Genomic DNA, 16,206 nt, shown 5'->3' on the forward strand with positions numbered 1-16,206 from the left:
CCCCTCGCCGTCTTCCCGCGCCGACAACCTCCGCCAGCCTAGTCGGCCGGCCCACCCGCACCGGCGGGGAGCGGCCCGAGGTGCCGGGCGGGCGCACCTGTCGACGGGAAGCGCGGCCGAGCGCTCTAAGGTACGGGCATGGCAGTTGACGGGTGGAGCAGGGTCCTCGTGCTGGGCGGGACCCGGTCCGGCAAGTCCGAGTTCGCCGAGGCGTTGGTCGCGGACCTGCCGGCTGTCCGTTATGTCGCGACAGCCGCAATCGGCGCGGAGGACGCCGAGTGGGTCGCCCGGATTGAGGCGCACAAGGTGCGCCGGCCGGCCGGCTGGACGACGGAGGAGGCCAACGCCGATCCTTCCCGGCTCGCGGAGTTGATCAGCAACGCCGAACCGGGCGAGACGCTGCTCGTCGACGACCTCGGCGGCTGGGTTACCATCCTGCTCGACCCGGCGCACCAGCCCGCGGACGACGTCGCCACCGTCGGTGAACTCGCCGACGCGGTCCGGAACTGCCCCGCCCGCCTCGTGCTGGTCAGTCCGGAGGTGGGGCTGTCGCTGGTGCCCACCACGCCACTCGGGCGGGCGTTCGCCGACGCGATCGGCACCACCAACCAGGCGCTCGCGCAGGTGTGTGACACGGTGGTCCTGGTGGTGGCCGGGCAGCCGAGCTGGCTGAAGGCCGATCCCCGGCGCGGCGCCGCGCCGGCCGGCTCCGACCGCGCCGAGCACGGGGCCGAGGGAGCCGGATCCGCCACGCCGCCCGCACCGGCCGCCGCCGTACCGGCCCAGGCCGGCCCCGAGCGACAGGCCGCGGCGGCGGGCCCGACGCCCTGGGCGGGGCTGCTCGGCGCGGCGACCGCCACCCCCGCACCGCCCGAGGTGCTGCAACCGGAGACCACCGGACCCGCCACGACCTCCCCGGCCGACACCACCGCCGGTACGACCTGGGCCGCGCCGACGATGGCGCTGCCGATGGTGGCGACCGGGCTGGTCATCCAGCCCGGCATGGACCTGCCGATGCCGGACGAGTACGCCGGCCAGGCAGCCCTCGACCGGCTCGCCACGCTCGACCTGCCCGGCGCCGGGCTCGGCAACCTGGACCGGGTGGTCGGGTTCGCCGCCGCCACCCAGGGCACGGAGCGGCCGGCGCCCTGGCGCTCGGTACGGGTGCTGCTGCTCCACGGCGACCACGCCGGCGGCGCCTCGGCCGGTACGCCCGACGGCGACTCCGCCCGCCGGGCCGCCCAGGCCCGCGCCGGCGCCGGTCCGCTCGCCCGGCTGGCCGCCGAGGCCGGCGCCACCCTCCAGGTGGTCGAGGCGCCCACCGCCGCCCCGATGGAGGGTGGTCCGGCCCTGTCCACGGACGAGGTCGAGGCGGCGCTGCGGTACGGCTGGCGGCTGGCCGAGGAGGCGGCGGACGTCGGCGTACGGCTGATCGTGCTGGGCGCCTGCGGAGCCGGCGCGGAAGCGGCGGCCGCGGCCGTGCTCGCGGTCACCGCCGGGGCCGAGCCCGCGGCGGTGCTCGGCCGGGTGGTCACCCCCGGCGGTCAGGTGGACGACGAGGCCTGGATGCGGCGCTGCGCGGCGGTCCGGGACGCACTCCAGCGGACCCGGCGCAGTGCCCGGGAGGGGCGGGACGTGCTGGCGGAGCTGGGCGGCGGCGACATCGCGATCGCCACCGGCGTCCTGCTCGGCGCCACCGCCCGACGCACCCCGGTACTGCTCGACGGCCCCGTCGGCGTGGCGGCCGGCCTGGTCAGCCGGGACTTCGCCGGTCAGGCCCGGCACTGGTGCCTGCTCCCGGACCACGGCAACCACCCGGCCGTCCGGCTCGCCGCCGACGTGCTCGGGCTGACCCCGCTGGTGGACCTGCGGCTGGATCTCGGCGAGGGCGCCACCGCGCTGGCCACGCTCTCCCTGCTGCGGTCGGCGCTGACCCTGGCCGGCGCGCTGCCGGTGCATCCCACGCTGGCCGACCCGGCCGCCGCGTCCCCCGCCGACGCCGGGCCGACCGGGCCGGGCTCCGGGACGCCCGGGCCGCAGACGCCCGCACCGGAGGCGCCCGCACCGGCGACGCCTGCGCCGGCGACGCCCGCGCCGGCGACGCCCGCGCCGGCGACGCCCGCCCCGGAGGCGCCGGAGGGCGACGACGAGGAGTTCGTCGAACCGCCGCCGGCCGGTCCCGGACCGGCGACACCGGCCCGCCCGGCCGCCCCGGACGACACCGCCCCGGACGGAGCCACCCCGGACGACACCGCCGCCAGCCGGTCCGGTGGCGCCGCCGTACCGCCCGGTGCCTGAGGGCCGGCTCCGGGCCGGCGGTCGGCTCGCGCTGACCACCTTCACCGTCGCGCCCCTGGAGGGCGGCCGGGTGGACCGGTCGACGGCGGGCGTCGCCATGGGCCTGGCGCCGGCCGTCGGCGCCCTGCTCGGGCTGCTGCTCGCGGCCGTGCTCGGCGGGGCCGCCACGCTCGCTCCGCCGCTGGTCGCCGCCGGCCTGACGGTGGCGGTGGCCGCCCTGCTCACCCGGGGCCTGCACCTCGACGGGCTGGCCGACACCGTGGACGCGCTCGGCTCCTACCGGTCCGGGCCGGCCGCCCTGAAGATCATGCGGCAGCCCGACGTCGGCCCGTTCGGCGTCGCCGCGCTGGTCCTCGTACTCCTGCTCCAGGCGGCGTCCCTCGCGGCGCTGGCGGAGCGGTCGTGGCCCGCGCTGCTCACCGGCGTGGCGGCCGGGGCGGCGACCGGCCGGCTCGCGGTGAGCTGGTCCTGCCGGCGCGGCGTGCCCGCCGCCCGCCCGGACGGGCTCGGCGCGCTGGTCGCCGGGACCGTCGGCCCGGCGGTGCTGGTGGTGGCGACGGTCGCCGTCGCGCTCCTGGCGGTGCCCGCGGTGCCGGGCCGGCCGTGGCAGGGGCCGGTCGCCGTCGCCGCCGCGCTCGCCGGCGCGCTCCTGCTGCTGCGCCACGTGGTACGCCGGCTCGGCGGCATCACCGGAGACGTGCTCGGCGCCGTCGTCGAACTCGGCACCACGCTGTTCTACCTGGGTGTCATGCTGACCGGCTGACCGGGCACGACCAACGCGGGTAGCGTTCGCGAAGAGGACGCGAGGCGGTCGAGCAGGGGAGCACAATGATCATCACGGACGACTTCCTGCCCGTGCCGGTCCCGGAGTCGCTGACCGCCACCTATCTGGTGCCCACCACCGGTGAGCTGGAGACCTCACCGGCGCGGGCGGTGGCGGCGCTCGGCGGCCGGGTCTCCGGCCCGGTGCACGATCTTGCCCGGCAGATGCTGGACAGTCCGCTCATGTCGGTGGACACCCGCCCGATATCCGAGTTCCCGCACCTGCCCCCCGACCTGCTCACCGCGTTCGGCGCCAGCGAGGCCCAGCTGGCCCGGCTCGCCGCCGCCACCGAACTGGTGGTCGTCCAGGCCAGCTACCGGCCCGGTTGGCCACCCGCACACGAGTGGGCGGCCCGTACGGTCGCGAGCGCGCTGGCCGAGGCGGCCGGCACCGATCTGGTGGACGTCTTCGCGCTCCAGTTCCTCGACCCGGCCGCCGCCCTGCGCTCGCTGCCCGACGCCGAGGGGCGGGTACGCCTCATCGACTGGGTCCTCGTGCCGTACTCCTCCGACGACGGCGGGCTCTGGTTCACCACCAAGGGACTGCGCCGGTTCGGGCTGCTGGAGTTGCAGGCCCAGGGGGTGCCCGCACACCTGACCCGGGCCTGGGGCGCGGTGATGACCGGGGTGGCCCGCCGGCTGCTGCGGGCCTGGACCGACGAGCTGACCGACAGCGAGGTGCCGGCCTTCGTCCAGCTTCCCGTGCTCACCTCGGTGACCGGGCACGACATCGCGGTGGCGTACGGCAATCCGCAGCAGCACGACACCACGAAGCCGGCCGCCCTGCGGCTGGAGCTCGACCCGGCCACCGATCCGGACGCCGACTCGTTCCTGACCCTGCTGCCGCCCGCCGGCCACCCGGGCCCGGCCGGACGGTACTTCGCCGCGGTCTGCGCCGCCCTGTTCGGCGCGACCCAGTCCGACGTCCGGTACGCCCGACCCGACGACGCGATGGCCACGGCGATCACCACCGCCCGGGACGGCCTGCCCGGGATCCGGGAACGGTTCCTCGCCGGCACCCTGCCCGGCGGGGTGCAGCTCCTGGTGAAGTACGGCCTGCCGACCGACGAGGGGCCCGAGTTCGTCTGGGCCGGGGTCACCTCGTGGGCGACCCCGGAGCGGATCGTCGGCGCCAGCGCCAGCGACGCCGCCGCCGACCCGGCGGTCCGGATCGGCCAGCCGGTCGTGGTGGACGTCGTCGACGTCGTCGACTGGGCCCTGCTCGACGGCGGCGGCGTGATCGAGGGCGGCTGGACGCAGGCCGTGCTCGACGCCGGCGACCGCTCCCAGCGCTGACCCCGCCGCGTGGGCGGCTGACCCCGCCGCGCGGGCTGACCCGCCGGGCGGGCGGCTACTTCACGGAGGGCTGCACGAAGGGCGGCCGGACCACCCGCATCGCCGCCCGCCGCCCCCGGATGTCGACCTCGACCCGGTCGCCCTGCCCCAGCCCGGCCGCGCCGTCCAGGAGCGCCAGCGCGATGCCGACCTTGCGGGACGGGGAGAACGTGCCGCTGGTCACCGTGCCGGCCACCGCGTCGGCGGCGTAGACCGTCATGCCGGGCCGCGGGATGCCCCGGTCCAGCGCCTCCAGCCCCCACAGGGTCCGCCGCGCCCCGCCGGCCTTCTCGGCGAGCAGGGCGTCCCGGCCCCAGAACGCCGGCTTGTCCCAGCCGACCGCCCAGCCCAGCCGGGCCTGCACCGGGGTGATCTCCAACGACAGGTCCTGTCCGTGCAGCGGATAGCCCATCTCGGTGCGCAGCGTGTCCCGGGCACCCAGCCCGCAGGCCCGGATCCCGTACGGTTCGCCGGCCGCCAGCAGCGCGTCCCACACCACCGTGGCCGCCCGCGCCGGCACCACCAGTTCGTAGCCGTGCTCGCCGGTGTATCCGGTCCGGCACACCACCAGCGACACCGGCCCGGCGGCACCGGCGAACTCGGCGGTCGAGAAGCTCAGCTCGGCGGTGGAGAAGCTCATGTAGTCGTGCCCGGTCGGCAGCCCGAGCGCGCCGAGCACCTCGGCCGAGCGCGGCCCCTGCACCGCCAGTACGGCGTACGCCTCGTGCTCGTCGGTCACCGTGATCCCGGCCGGGGCGGCGGCCCGCAGCCGGCGTACCACCTCGGCGGTGTTCGCCGCGTTCGGCACCAGGAAGACGTGCTCGTCGCCGTAGAGGTAGGCGATGATGTCGTCGACCACCCCGCCGGTGGCGTCGTCGCAGCAGAGCGTGTACTGCGCCCGGCCCGGCCCGATCCGGCCCAGGTCGTTGCTGAGGCGGGCGTTGACGAAGTCCGCCGCTCCCGGGCCGGTGATCCGCGCCTTGCCCAGGTGCGACACGTCGAAGACCCCGACGGCGGTACGCACCGCGGTGTGCTCGGCGAGCACTCCGCCGCCGGCGTACTCCAGCGGCATCGACCAACCCCCGAAGGGGGCGAACTTGGCGCCCAGCGCGACGTGCCGCTCGTGCAGCGGTGAGCGGCGGGGCTGGTCGGCGGGAGGTTCCGGGGTCGGGCCGGTCACCTGGGTCGCGTCGGTCATGGGTCGCAACCTACCGGTGGTCAGCGGCCTGGTTAGCATCGGCGGGACCCTCCGGCGGACCGTCGGCGGGACAGCCCATCTTCCGGCGGGTAGGTTGCGCCGGAGACCATAACCGCCGGCCCGCGCACGACGCGGCCGGCCATGCCCGCCCGGAGCCGCCGAGTGACATCGCCCAGCACCACTCTCAGCCTGGTCGACACCGACCCCGCAGAACTCGCCGTCGACGCCATCGTGATCGGGTTGCACAGCCAGAACCCGGGCACGGTGGAGCAGACCGGGGCCGCGAGCGGGCCGGAGACCGGCGCCCGGGATCCCGGGCGTGGCGTCGACCTCGCCGAGACGCTGCTCCTCGCGACCGGCGCGGAGAGCATCGCCGCCGCGTTCGACGGCCGCCTGACCGCGACCCTGGCGTTGCTGGGCGCCACCGGCGGCCCGGGAGAGGTGATCAAGCTCGCCACCCTGGGCACCGTCACCGCCCCGCTGGTCGTGGCCGTGGGCCTGGGCCCCGAGCCGTCCGGAGCGGCACCGGCGCCGGAGACGCTGCGCCGGGCCGCCGCCTCCGCCGTCCGGGCACTCGCCGGATGCGAGCGGGTCGCGCTCACCCTGCCGCTGCCGGACGACGAGGACGCGCCGGCGGCGTTGCGGGCCACCGCCGAGGGCGCCCTGCTCGGCGCGTACCGGTTCGCCGGGTACAAGACCCGGCCGCAGCCCAGCCGCCGGTCCCCGGTGGAGTCGGTCGCGGTGCACGTCCCGGACGCGAACGACGCGCGGGCCCGCGCCGAGATCACCCGGGCCGCGGTGGTGGCGGGCGCCGTCGGCCGGACCCGGGACTGGGTCAACACCCCGCCCAACGAGCTGCGCCCGCCGTCGTTCGCCGACTCCGTGGCGGCGGCGGCCCGGGAGGCCGGGCTGACCGTGGAGGTCCTGGACGAGCAGGCGCTCGCCGCCGGTGGCTACGGCGGCATCCTCGCGGTCGGGCTGGGCTCGGCGGCGCCGCCCCGGCTGGTGAAGCTCTCCTACCAGCCCGCCTCGGCCGGCCCGGACGCGGCGGCGCGGCGGATCGCGCTGGTCGGCAAGGGCATCACCTTCGACACCGGTGGCGTCTCGATCAAGCCGGCCCAGGGCATGTGGGAGATGAAGTCCGACATGGCGGGCGCGGCGGCGGTCGCCGCCGCCATGCTGGCGGTGGCCGAGCTGAAGCCCTCGGTCGCGGTGAGCGGCTACCTGCCGATGGCCGAGAACATGCCCTCGGGCTCCTCCTACCGGCCCGGCGACGTGGTGACGATGTACAACGGCAAGCGGGTCGAGGTGCTCAACACCGACGCCGAGGGGCGGATGGTCCTCGGCGACGCGATGGCCCGGGCATGCGAGGACGGCTGCGACTACCTGATCGAGACCTCGACGCTGACCGGTGGCCAGGTGGTCGCGCTCGGCAAGCGGATGGCCGGGGTGATGGGCAGCGCCGAGTTCTGCCAGCGGGTGCAGGCGGCCGGCGAGGCGACCGGCGAGCCGGCCTGGCCGATGCCGCTGCCGGACGACGTACGCAAGGGGATGGACTCGGAGGTCGCCGACATCTCCCAGGTGAACGCGTCGATGGACCGGGCCGGCCACATGCTCCAGGGCGGCGTCTTCCTGCGCGAGTTCGTCGCGGACGACGTGCCGTGGGCGCACATCGACATCGCCGGGCCGAGCTACCACTCCGGCGAGCCGACCGGCCACTGGTCGAAGGGGGGCACCGGGGTTCCGGTGCGTACCCTGCTGGAGCTGGTCGACGACATCGCGGCGAACGGCTGAGGACGGCCGGGCCGGCCCCGGGCCGCCCCGGTCTGCCGGCCGGCCCCGGGCCGCCCCGGTCCGGCCGGGTTCAGTCGGTCCGGCCGGTCATCCGCTTGCGCCGCTCGTTGTAGTCGCGCATCCGCTGCGGGTAGCCGACCAGCCGCACGTCGTAGACCGGGATCGCCATCCGGTGGGCGAAGCGTCGGGCGCCCTCCGGGCCCTCGACCCGGCGGCGGGTCCACTCCCCGTCGTGCGCGATCAGCATCACCGTGGTCTCGGTCACCGTCGTCCGGGGTTCGATGAAGGCCTCGACACCCCGCTTCGAGCGCACGAACTCCTCGAGATGGTCAAGATCGGCACGGTTGGCCGGACGGTCTCCCGCCCCGACGACCGTCTTCTTTCGCCGGCGAAACCAGCCCACCCCGATCTGCTCCTCCCCGGACGTCCGCTCCGCCCGTAACTGGCGTATCCGGCAAGCGTACGTCCCGAGGACGTGTCGTTGGGCACCTCGGTACGCGGTCCGCTTCCACTAGTGACAAGATGACCGAGGTGGACGCTTGCCGGCCCAACTGGTAATCCGGAGGGGTCCACGCCCCCTCCGGGCGGAGAGCGTCGACCGGAAGTGGCGGTATGCCCGGTTGACCGGCATCACCCTCGTAGCAGCGACGCGACCTGGGAGTTAACTGTGAGCGAGCCGAACGGCGGAACCTTCGATGTGGTCATCCTCGGGGGTGGCAGCGGCGGGTACGCGGCGGCACTGCGCGCCGCGCAGCTGGACCTGTCGGTCGCGATCGTCGAGAAGGGGAAGCTCGGCGGGACCTGCCTGCACAACGGCTGCATCCCCACCAAGGCGCTGCTGCACGCCGCCGAGATCGCCGACCAGACCCGCGAGTCGGAGCAGTTCGGCATCAAGGCGGAGCTGGTCGGCATCGACATGTCGGGCGTCAACGCGTACAAGGACGGCGTGATCTCCCGGCTCTACAAGGGCCTGCAGGGGCTGCTGAAGAACCCGAAGATCACCATCGTCGAGGGCGCCGGCAGGCTGGTCTCCCCGGACACCGTCGAGGTGGACGGGCGCCGCTACACCGGCCGCAACGTCATCCTGGCCACCGGCTCGTACGCGCGTACCCTGCCGGGGCTGGAGATCGACGGCGAGCGGGTGATCAGCAGCGACCACGCGCTCACCCTGGACCGGGTGCCCAACTCGGCGATCGTGCTCGGCGGCGGCGTCATCGGGGTCGAGTTCGCCAGCGTCTGGCGCTCCTTCGGTGTCGACGTGACGATCATCGAGGCGCTGCCCCGGCTGGTGGCCGCCGAGGACGAGGAGTCGTCCAAGGCGCTGGAGCGGGCGTTCCGCAAGCGCGGCATCAACTTCAAGACCGGCAAGCGCTTCGAGCAGGTCGAGCACACCGACTCCGGCGTCAAGGTCACGATCGAGGGCGGCGAGACCTTCGAGGCGGAGCTGCTGCTGGTCGCCGTCGGGCGCGGCCCGACCACCGCCGACCTCGGGTACGAGGAGCAGGGCGTCAAGCTCGACCGTGGTTTCGTGCTGACCGACGAGCGGCTGCGCACCGGGGTGCCGAACGTCTACGCGGTCGGCGACATCGTGCCCGGCCTGCAACTGGCACACCGCGGCTTCCAGCAGGGCATCTTCGTCGCCGAGGAGATCGCCGGGCGCAACCCGGCCGTGATCGACGAGAACGGCATCCCCCGGGTCACCTACTCCGACCCGGAGCTGGCCTCCGTCGGGCTCACCGAGGCCCGGGCCAAGGAGCAGTACGGCGCCGACAAGATCAAGACCTACAACTACAACCTCGGTGGCAACGGCAAGAGCCAGATCCTCAAGACCGCCGGATTCGTCAAGCTCGTCCGGGTGGAGGACGGCCCGGTGGTCGGCGTGCACATGGTCGGTGCCCGGGTGGGCGAGCTGGTCGGCGAGGCGCAGCTCATCTTCAACTGGGAGGCGTACCCGGCCGAGGTGGCGCAGCTCGTCCACGCCCACCCCACCCAGAGCGAGGCGCTCGGTGAGGCGCACCTGGCCCTGGCCGGCAAGCCGCTGCACGCACACGCCTGACCACAGTTTCCCCGCGGCGCCCGGCGGCAACCGGGCCAGGATCGCACCAGGCCACGAAGGAGTCTTGAAAGATGCCGGTATCGGTCACCATGCCCCGGCTGGGCGAGAGCGTCACCGAGGGCACCGTCACCCGCTGGCTGAAGCAGGAGGGTGAGCGGGTCGAGGTCGACGAGCCATTGCTGGAGGTGTCCACCGACAAGGTGGACACGGAGATTCCGTCCCCGGCGGCCGGCGTGCTGACCCGGATCGTGGTGAGCGAGGACGAGACCGCCGAGGTCGGCAGCGAGCTGGCGGTCATCGACGGCGACGGTGAGGCGACCGGCGGGGGCGAACCCGCGGAACAGCCCGAGGCGGAGCCCGAGGCCGAGGCCGAGGCGGAGCCGGAAGCGGCACAGCCCGAGCCCGAGTCGGCGCCGGCGGAGGAGACCGAGCCCGAGACGGCCGCGCCGGGTGGCCAGGAGCGCCCGGCCGAGCCGGCGCAGGGCGGGTCGGCCGAGGGTGGCACGGTCCTGAAGATGCCCGCGCTGGGCGAGAGCGTCACCGAGGGTACGGTGACCCGCTGGCTCAAGGAGATCGGCGAGCAGGTCGAGGCGGACGAGCCGCTGGTCGAGGTCTCCACCGACAAGGTGGACACCGAGATTCCCTCCCCGGCCGCCGGCACGCTGCTGGAGATCCTGGTCGGGCAGGACGAGACCGCCCCGGTCGGTGCCGACCTGGCGGTGATCGGCGCCGCCGGTGCCGCGCCCGCCCAGCCGTCGGAGCAGCAGCCCGCCCCGCAGGAGCCGGCCCGGCAGGAGCCCGCGCCGCAGCAGCCGGCCCGCGCCGAGCGGGCCGAGCCCGCGCCGGCCCCGAAAGCGGCCGAGCCGGCCCAGGCCGGTGCCGGCTACCAGAGCCCGGCCCCGGAGACGGAGCGCTCCGAGCAGCCGGTGCGGACCGAGCGGGCCGCCCAGTCCGCGCCCGCGCCGCAGGCCACGCCGGCCGCCCCGCAGGGCGGTGCCGAGAACGGCGCCGGCTACGTCACCCCGCTGGTCCGCAAGCTCGCCACCGAGCAGGGCGTCGACCTCGGCACGCTCAGCGGCACCGGGGTCGGTGGCCGGATCCGCAAGCAGGACGTGCTCGCGGCGGCCGAGCGGGCCAAGGCGGAGCGCGAGAAGGCGGCCCGACCGGCGCCCGAGGCGGCACCGGCGACGCCCGCACAGCCGGCCGCCCGGCCGCAGCCGAGCCCGATGCGGGGCAGCACCCAGAAGATGTCCCGGATCCGCTCGGTCATCGCCAAGCGGATGCAGCAGTCGCTGCACGAGTCGGCCCAGCTCACCACCGTGGTCGAGGTGGACGTCACCAAGGTCGCCCAGCTCCGGGCGCGGGCCAAGGACGCGTTCGCGCAGCGGCACGGGGTCAAGCTCTCCTTCCTGCCGTTCTTCGCCCTGGCCGCGGTGGAGGCGTTGCAGACCCACCCGGTGGTCAACGCCGGGATGGACCTGGAGGCCGGGACGATCACCTACCCGGAGGCGGAGCACCTCGGCATCGCCGTGGACACCGAGCGCGGCCTGATGGTGCCGGTCATCCACAACGCCGGCGACCTCAACCTGGCGGGGCTCGCCCGGCGGATCGCCGATCTGGCCGAGCGGACCCGGACCAACAAGATCAGCCCGGACGAGATCGCGGGTGCGACCTTCACGCTGACCAACACCGGCAGCCGGGGGGCGCTCTTCGACACCCCGATCGTGCCGGCGCCGCAGTCGGCGATGCTGGGCACCGGCGCGGTGGTCAAGCGCCCGGTCGTGATCACCGATCCGCAGCTCGGCGAGGTCATCGTGCCGCGGTCGATGGTCTACCTCGCGCTCTCCTACGACCACCGGCTGATCGACGGTGCGGACGCCGCCCGGTTCCTCACCGCCATCAAGCAGCGCCTGGAGGCGGGCCAGTTCGAGGCCGAGCTCGGCCTGGCCTGACCACGAACGCACGCCGCAGGGGCGCGCCGGAGCACTGCTCCGGCGCGCCCCACGCCGTTGCGGCGCCCCCGGCCCGGACAGTCGCGGCATCCCGTCCGGCGGCCACCGCCCGGTTGGGCGAAGATGACGGGATGCGCATCCTCTTCGCCGGTTCGTCCGGCTTCCTCGGAACTCGGCTGACGGAGCGGCTCAGGGCGGAGGGCCACGACGTCGTACGGCTGGTCCGCCGGGCGGCCCGCAGCACCGACGAGGTCCGGTGGGACCCGGCCGCCGGGCAACTGGACCCGGCCGTGGTCTCCGGCGCGGACGCGGTGATCAACCTGGCCGGCGCGAACATCGCCGAGCGGCGCTGGACGAGCGAGTTCAAGGAGGTGCTGCGGGCCAGCCGGGTGGACACCACGGGAACCCTGGCCCGCGCCATCGCCGGGCTGCCGGCGGAACAGCGGCCGAAGGTGCTGCTCAACGGCTCGGCGATCGGCTGGTACGGCGACACCGGCGACCGGGCGGTCGAGGAGGACGCGCCGGCCGGCGAGGGCCACATGGCCGACATGTGCCGGGTCTGGGAGGCGGCGACCGGCCCCGCCGAGCAGGCCGGCGTCCGGGTGGTACGGCTGCGCAGTGGGCTGCCGCTCGACCGGGAGGGCGGGTTCCTCAAGCCGCAACTGCTCCCGTACCGGCTGGGTATCGGTGGCAAATTCGCCGGCGGCCGGCAGTGGATCGCCTGGATGTCGATGGCGGACTGGCTGGCCGCGGCGATCCTGCTGCTGGACCGCCAGGACATCGCCGGCCCGGTGAACCTGGTCGGCCCGGCGCCGGTGACCAACGCGGAGTTCACCCGGGAACTGGGCCAGGCGCTGCACCGACCGGCCGTGCTGCCCGTACCGGGGGTCGCGCTGCGGATCCTGCTCGGCGAGCTGGCCAGCGAGGCGCTGCGCAGCTCCCGCGTGCTACCGGGGGTGCTCCAGCGGGTCGGGTTCCGCTACCAGCACCCCGACCTGGCGAGCGCGCTGCGGGCCGCCCTGGCCTGACGGCCGGCGCCGGCCCCGCCGAGATGCGGGGCCGGCACCGGCCGGGGGTGCGCTCAGCAGCCGACCACCCAGTGACCGGGGGCGGTCTCCCGCAGCGCCGAGGTGGCGAAGGTGTTGTACAGGCCCATCAGCTGCCCGGAACCGGTCGCGTAGGCGTAGCCGAGGGACTGGTAGGCCCGCCCGGCCTGGACGTGCGCGTAGTTGGTCGCCGTGACGCAGACCGGCTCCTCGCCGGGATCACCCGGGTCGCCGGGGTCGCCCGGATCGCCGGGGCCGCCGCCGGAACCGAGCCCGAAGAAGAGCGCGTCCCGGTACGCCGAGCAGATGGTGTCCAGGAAGTACGCGGCCGCGGTGCCGCACTGGTCGGCGCCGGAGCCGGGGTCGACCGGAGTGCCGTGTCCCATGCCGGCGACGCGGTACAGCCGCACCTGGTCGGCGCCGTACGTCTCCAGGGTGGTGCCGCCGGGCAGGGACGAGGTGCCGGTCGGGCTCTGCGAGACGCCGAGCGCGTTGGTCCACTGGTCCCGGGACTCGGTCGCGTTCGCCGTCCCGACCGTGTAGTCGGCGGTGCCGTGCCAGATCGCGACCTTCGGGCGGGCGCCGGAGTAGCCGGGGTACGCGTTGCGAACCAGGTCGCCCCACTGCGCCGGGCTGCGGTCGACGCCCGGGTTCATGCAGCTGAACGCGTTGACCATGCTGGTGGCGCAGCGGTAGGGGATGCCGGCGACGATGGAGCCGGCCGCGAAGGTGTCCGGATAGGTGGCGAGCATCGCGGCGACCATGGCGCCGCCGGCGGAGAGGCCGCTGACGTAGACCCGGTTGGCGGCGATGCCGTAGCTGGACCGGGCGTGGTCGACCATCTGCTTGATCGACAGGGCCTCGCCCTGACCCCGGGCGGTGTCGGCGGTCTCGAACCAGTTGAAGCAGGAGGTGGAGTTGTTCGCCGACTTCTGCTCCGGCACGATCAGCGCGAATCCCCACTGGTCGGCGTACTTGCGCCAACCGGAGTTGCTGAAGTAGCCGTTGGCGTTCTGGGCACAGCCGTGCAGCAGTACCACGGCGGGCGCCCCGCTCGGCAGACCGTCGGGTCGGTAGGCGTACATGGTGAGGTTGCCGGGGTTGGAACCGAACCCGCTGACCTGGGTCAGCGTGGCGGCCTGGGCGGGCGCGGCGGCGGTGAGCACCGTCGCCGCGGCCAGCAGGGGTACGAGGGCGGCCCGCGCGAGGCGGGCCAGGAGATGGGAGCTGCGGCGCATGGTCGGCCTCCGGACGACGGTGGGGGTTGGGCCAGACGGTGTGGGCTGGGCCACTCCCGAAGTTGCCGAGACGTTACGACCGGACGACGAACCGGCGACATGGTGCACGGTCACATATTTACCGATGTGGTCATGACGCCCCGGCCCATGGGCCGGTGCCGGGGCAGGGGCGGTAGTGCCAGGTCCGACGGGGCGAGGAACCTCCGGGGACACGGACCAGGCAGCGTGCCGTCGGACGAGTCACCCCGCTCCGGCTCCGCCGCCACCCCGAATAGAGGGATGTTCACGACATCCAGCCTGCAGCCGGGCAGAAACTGTCAAGGTGATGTCACGCGTCGTACGGACGGGTGCACCGGCCACTCCGCCCGTCGTACCCGGGGGATCCCGGCCGGGGCGTGAGTGGCCTCATCCAGGCTGGAGACCCGATGATCGACCAGGAGAGCGGTGGCCGGGACGGCGGTGCGGAACCCCCGCCGCGCTCTCGGGTCGGCGGCATGGTCCTGCTCGTCGTCCTGTCGGCCAGCGCGGTGTCGGCCGCCGTGCCGAGCCCGCCGGTCGCGGCCGCGGACCGGGTCGTCCCGGTGAGCGCACCGACGCCCGGGACACCCGGCAGAGTCACCTTCGAGGTGCTCCCCCGGCCCACCCCGCCGCCAACGGCGCAACCGACCCCGCCGCCGACGGCGCAACCCAACTGGCCCCCGACGCCCGGCCCGGGCCCGACCGGCGGACAACTGCCGGTGACCGGGGGCGATCCGGTGCCGGGGTGGCTGCCCGGCCTCGGCGCGCTGCTGGTGCTCGTCGGCGCGCTGGTCGTCTTCGTCGCCCGCCGCCTTCCCCGCCGGCGCGGCGGCACCTCCGGATAACCCGCCGGCGCCTCGCGGAGCAGCCCCGCCGCGCGCGCCGCCGCCGGGCGCGCCGCCGGGACGTTAGGAAGGGCCCCTTCCTATACAAAAAGCGATAACAAGGGGCCCTTCCTTACCCCTCAGCAGTCGCGCAGTTCCGGCGACTGGTTGCGGATCTGCGCCAGCGGTGAGACGAACCGCCGGTACGTCGTACCGCCCACCGCCGCGAGCTTGAACGCGGCCACCCGGTGGCAGTTCTGGAAGGCCAGCTTCACTCCGAAGTGGCGCTCCAGCCCGCCCCGGATGGCGTCGCTGGCCAGCGCCCGGAGCAGCTGACCCCGTTCGGCCTCGCTCGGCGGCGGCACCGCGTGGTCGGCGTGGCCGGCCCCGGTCGAGTGTGCCCGGGCGGCGACGTCGGAGACGACCGCCCAGGCGTAGGGCAGGGACCGCCGGACGCAGTCGACGAACTCGTCGTCGTCGACCTGGCCGGCTTCGGCCCGCTCCAGCAGAGCGGTGGGGACGTCCAGGGACATGTTTCCTCCTCCTGTAGGGCGTGACGTACGGATCAGCGGAGCCGTACGGATCAGCGGACCAGCGGTTGCGGTCCGAAGACGAAATCGGGGTCGACCTGACCCGCGAGGTCCTCGCCGACGCGGTCGTTCGCCCAGGCCGACGCGTTGCGCAGGTGGAACTCCACCGCGTGCCGGTGGTAGGTCGCCCAGTCCTTGGCCTGTGCGTCGAGCGTCGCGTGGAGCAGTTCCAGCGCCGCCCGGTTGGCCGGCTCCAGCGTGCTGATCGGCTCCGGGGCGCCCCGCTCGGCGGCCTTCACGTAGCGGGACCGGCCGAACCAGGTGAGCAGGTCGGGTCCGACGTGCTCGCGCAGGAACGCGACGTCGGACGCGTCGTCGACCTTGTTCCCGACCACGTGCACCCGCACGCCGTAGTCGCGGGCGTACCCGACGTACTGCCGGTAGACGCCGACGCTGCGCAGCGTGGGCTCGCAGACCAGGAAGGTCGCGTCGAACCGGGTGAAGAGCCCGGAGGCGAACGAGTCCGCCCCGGCGGTCATGTCGACCACCACGTACTCCCCCGGGCCGTCGACCAGGTGGTTGAGCAGCAGCTCCACCGCACCGACCTTGGAGTGGTAGCAGGCCACCCCGAGATCCTCGGTGGCGAACGGGCCGGTCACCGCCAGCGGTACCCCGCCCACCTCGCGGACGAGTTCCCGGTGGATCGGGCTGGTCCCGGTGACCGACAGCAGCCGGGAGCCGCGTCCGGGCGGGGTGGTCTTGACCATCGCGGCCGCCGAGGAGATCCGGGGGTTGTCGCCCCGCAGGTACTCCTTGATCATGTCGAGCCGGTCGCCGAGCGCGGGAAGCAGCACCGCCTCGTGCTCGGTGGCGCCGAGGGCGGCGGCGAGGTGCTGGTTGATGTCGGCGTCGATGGCGAGCAGCGCCGGCCGCTCGCCGCCGACGGAGGCGACGGAGCTGGCTGAGCCGGCAGGGCCGGGAGCCGGGCGGGCCGTCGCCGCGGCGAGATGCCGGGCGAAGAGGGCGGCCAGGGTGGTCTTGCCACTGCCGCCCTTGCCGACGAAAGAGACTTTCACGGTACGCGTCCTCCTGCGG

13 protein-coding genes are annotated in these 16,206 nt (G+C 74.8%); 8 read left to right on the plus strand and 5 right to left on the minus strand.

Going from position 1 to position 16,206, the window contains the following annotated elements:
* Positions 1-138: 138 nt before the first annotated feature.
* From ACQEUR_RS13865 to ACQEUR_RS13875, 3 genes are all read left to right on the plus strand, one after another.
* Positions 139-2,298, plus strand: a complete 2,160-nt coding sequence (locus tag ACQEUR_RS13865) for a bifunctional adenosylcobinamide kinase/adenosylcobinamide-phosphate guanylyltransferase (RefSeq protein ID WP_433030182.1) — start codon at positions 139-141, stop codon at positions 2,296-2,298.
* Positions 2,291-3,061, plus strand: coding sequence for an adenosylcobinamide-GDP ribazoletransferase (locus ACQEUR_RS13870; RefSeq protein ID WP_433030184.1), 771 nt, complete (start codon positions 2,291-2,293; stop codon positions 3,059-3,061). Before ACQEUR_RS13865 ends, ACQEUR_RS13870 begins: the two co-directional genes overlap by 8 nt.
* Positions 3,062-3,126: 65 nt before the next feature.
* Positions 3,127-4,416 carry a DUF2314 domain-containing protein gene (locus ACQEUR_RS13875; protein ID WP_433030186.1) on the plus strand — a complete coding sequence of 430 codons (1,290 nt, stop codon included), beginning with the start codon at positions 3,127-3,129 and terminating at the stop codon, positions 4,414-4,416.
* A 55-nt stretch (positions 4,417-4,471) separates the two neighbouring features.
* Here ACQEUR_RS13875 and gcvT read toward each other — a convergent pair whose 3' ends face one another.
* On the minus strand, positions 4,472-5,653 hold the full coding sequence (gcvT, locus tag ACQEUR_RS13880) for a glycine cleavage system aminomethyltransferase GcvT (RefSeq protein WP_433030188.1): 1,182 nt from the start codon (positions 5,651-5,653) through the stop codon (positions 4,472-4,474).
* Between the two features lie 162 nt (positions 5,654-5,815).
* Between gcvT and ACQEUR_RS13885 the strand changes: the two genes are divergently transcribed.
* Positions 5,816-7,447, plus strand: coding sequence for a leucyl aminopeptidase (locus ACQEUR_RS13885; RefSeq protein ID WP_433030190.1), 1,632 nt, complete (start codon positions 5,816-5,818; stop codon positions 7,445-7,447).
* Between the two features lie 70 nt (positions 7,448-7,517).
* Here the strand turns inward: ACQEUR_RS13885 and ACQEUR_RS13890 are convergent, their stop codons facing one another.
* Positions 7,518-7,850, minus strand: coding sequence for a hypothetical protein (locus tag ACQEUR_RS13890; RefSeq protein ID WP_433030192.1), 333 nt, complete (start codon positions 7,848-7,850; stop codon positions 7,518-7,520).
* A 264-nt stretch (positions 7,851-8,114) separates the two neighbouring features.
* On the opposite strand from ACQEUR_RS13890, the gene lpdA reads away from it, so the two are divergent.
* The 3 genes from lpdA to ACQEUR_RS13905 all read left to right on the plus strand — a co-directional run bounded on the left by lpdA (position 8,115) and on the right by ACQEUR_RS13905 (position 12,483).
* A complete protein-coding gene (lpdA, locus tag ACQEUR_RS13895; RefSeq protein WP_433030194.1) occupies positions 8,115-9,503 on the plus strand; it encodes a dihydrolipoyl dehydrogenase in 1,389 nt (462 codons plus the stop codon).
* 71 nt (positions 9,504-9,574) lie between these two features.
* Complete coding sequence (gene sucB, locus ACQEUR_RS13900) at positions 9,575-11,455, plus strand: 2-oxoglutarate dehydrogenase, E2 component, dihydrolipoamide succinyltransferase (protein WP_433030196.1); 1,881 nt, start codon at positions 9,575-9,577, stop codon at positions 11,453-11,455.
* A 131-nt stretch (positions 11,456-11,586) separates the two neighbouring features.
* Entirely contained in the window at positions 11,587-12,483 is an 897-nt protein-coding gene (locus tag ACQEUR_RS13905) for a TIGR01777 family oxidoreductase (RefSeq protein ID WP_433030198.1), read from the plus strand.
* 53 nt (positions 12,484-12,536) lie between these two features.
* On the opposite strand, the gene ACQEUR_RS13910 is transcribed toward ACQEUR_RS13905, so the two are convergent.
* Positions 12,537-13,739 (minus strand): extracellular catalytic domain type 1 short-chain-length polyhydroxyalkanoate depolymerase, encoded by a 1,203-nt coding sequence (locus ACQEUR_RS13910; protein WP_433030200.1) that lies wholly within the window; start codon positions 13,737-13,739, stop codon positions 12,537-12,539.
* Between the two features lie 425 nt (positions 13,740-14,164).
* Between ACQEUR_RS13910 and ACQEUR_RS13915 the strand changes: the two genes are divergently transcribed.
* Positions 14,165-14,602, plus strand: coding sequence for a hypothetical protein (locus ACQEUR_RS13915; protein WP_433030202.1), 438 nt, complete (start codon positions 14,165-14,167; stop codon positions 14,600-14,602).
* 119 nt (positions 14,603-14,721) lie between these two features.
* Here ACQEUR_RS13915 and ACQEUR_RS13920 read toward each other — a convergent pair whose 3' ends face one another.
* Together ACQEUR_RS13920 and ACQEUR_RS13925 are read right to left on the minus strand one after the other, a co-directional pair.
* The gene (locus ACQEUR_RS13920) at positions 14,722-15,114 is read right to left on the minus strand and encodes an SCO5389 family protein (protein ID WP_433030204.1); all 393 of its coding nucleotides are present in this window, start codon (positions 15,112-15,114) and stop codon (positions 14,722-14,724) included.
* Between the two features lie 50 nt (positions 15,115-15,164).
* Positions 15,165-16,187: an ATP-binding protein gene (locus ACQEUR_RS13925; protein WP_433030206.1), complete on the minus strand. Its 1,023-nt coding sequence runs from the start codon at positions 16,185-16,187 to the stop codon at positions 15,165-15,167.
* Between the last annotated feature and the right edge of the window lie 19 nt (positions 16,188-16,206).

Origin of the sequence: Plantactinospora sp. CA-290183 (assembly GCF_050936375.1) — a bacterium.
GTDB lineage: Bacteria > Actinomycetota > Actinomycetes > Mycobacteriales > Micromonosporaceae > Plantactinospora.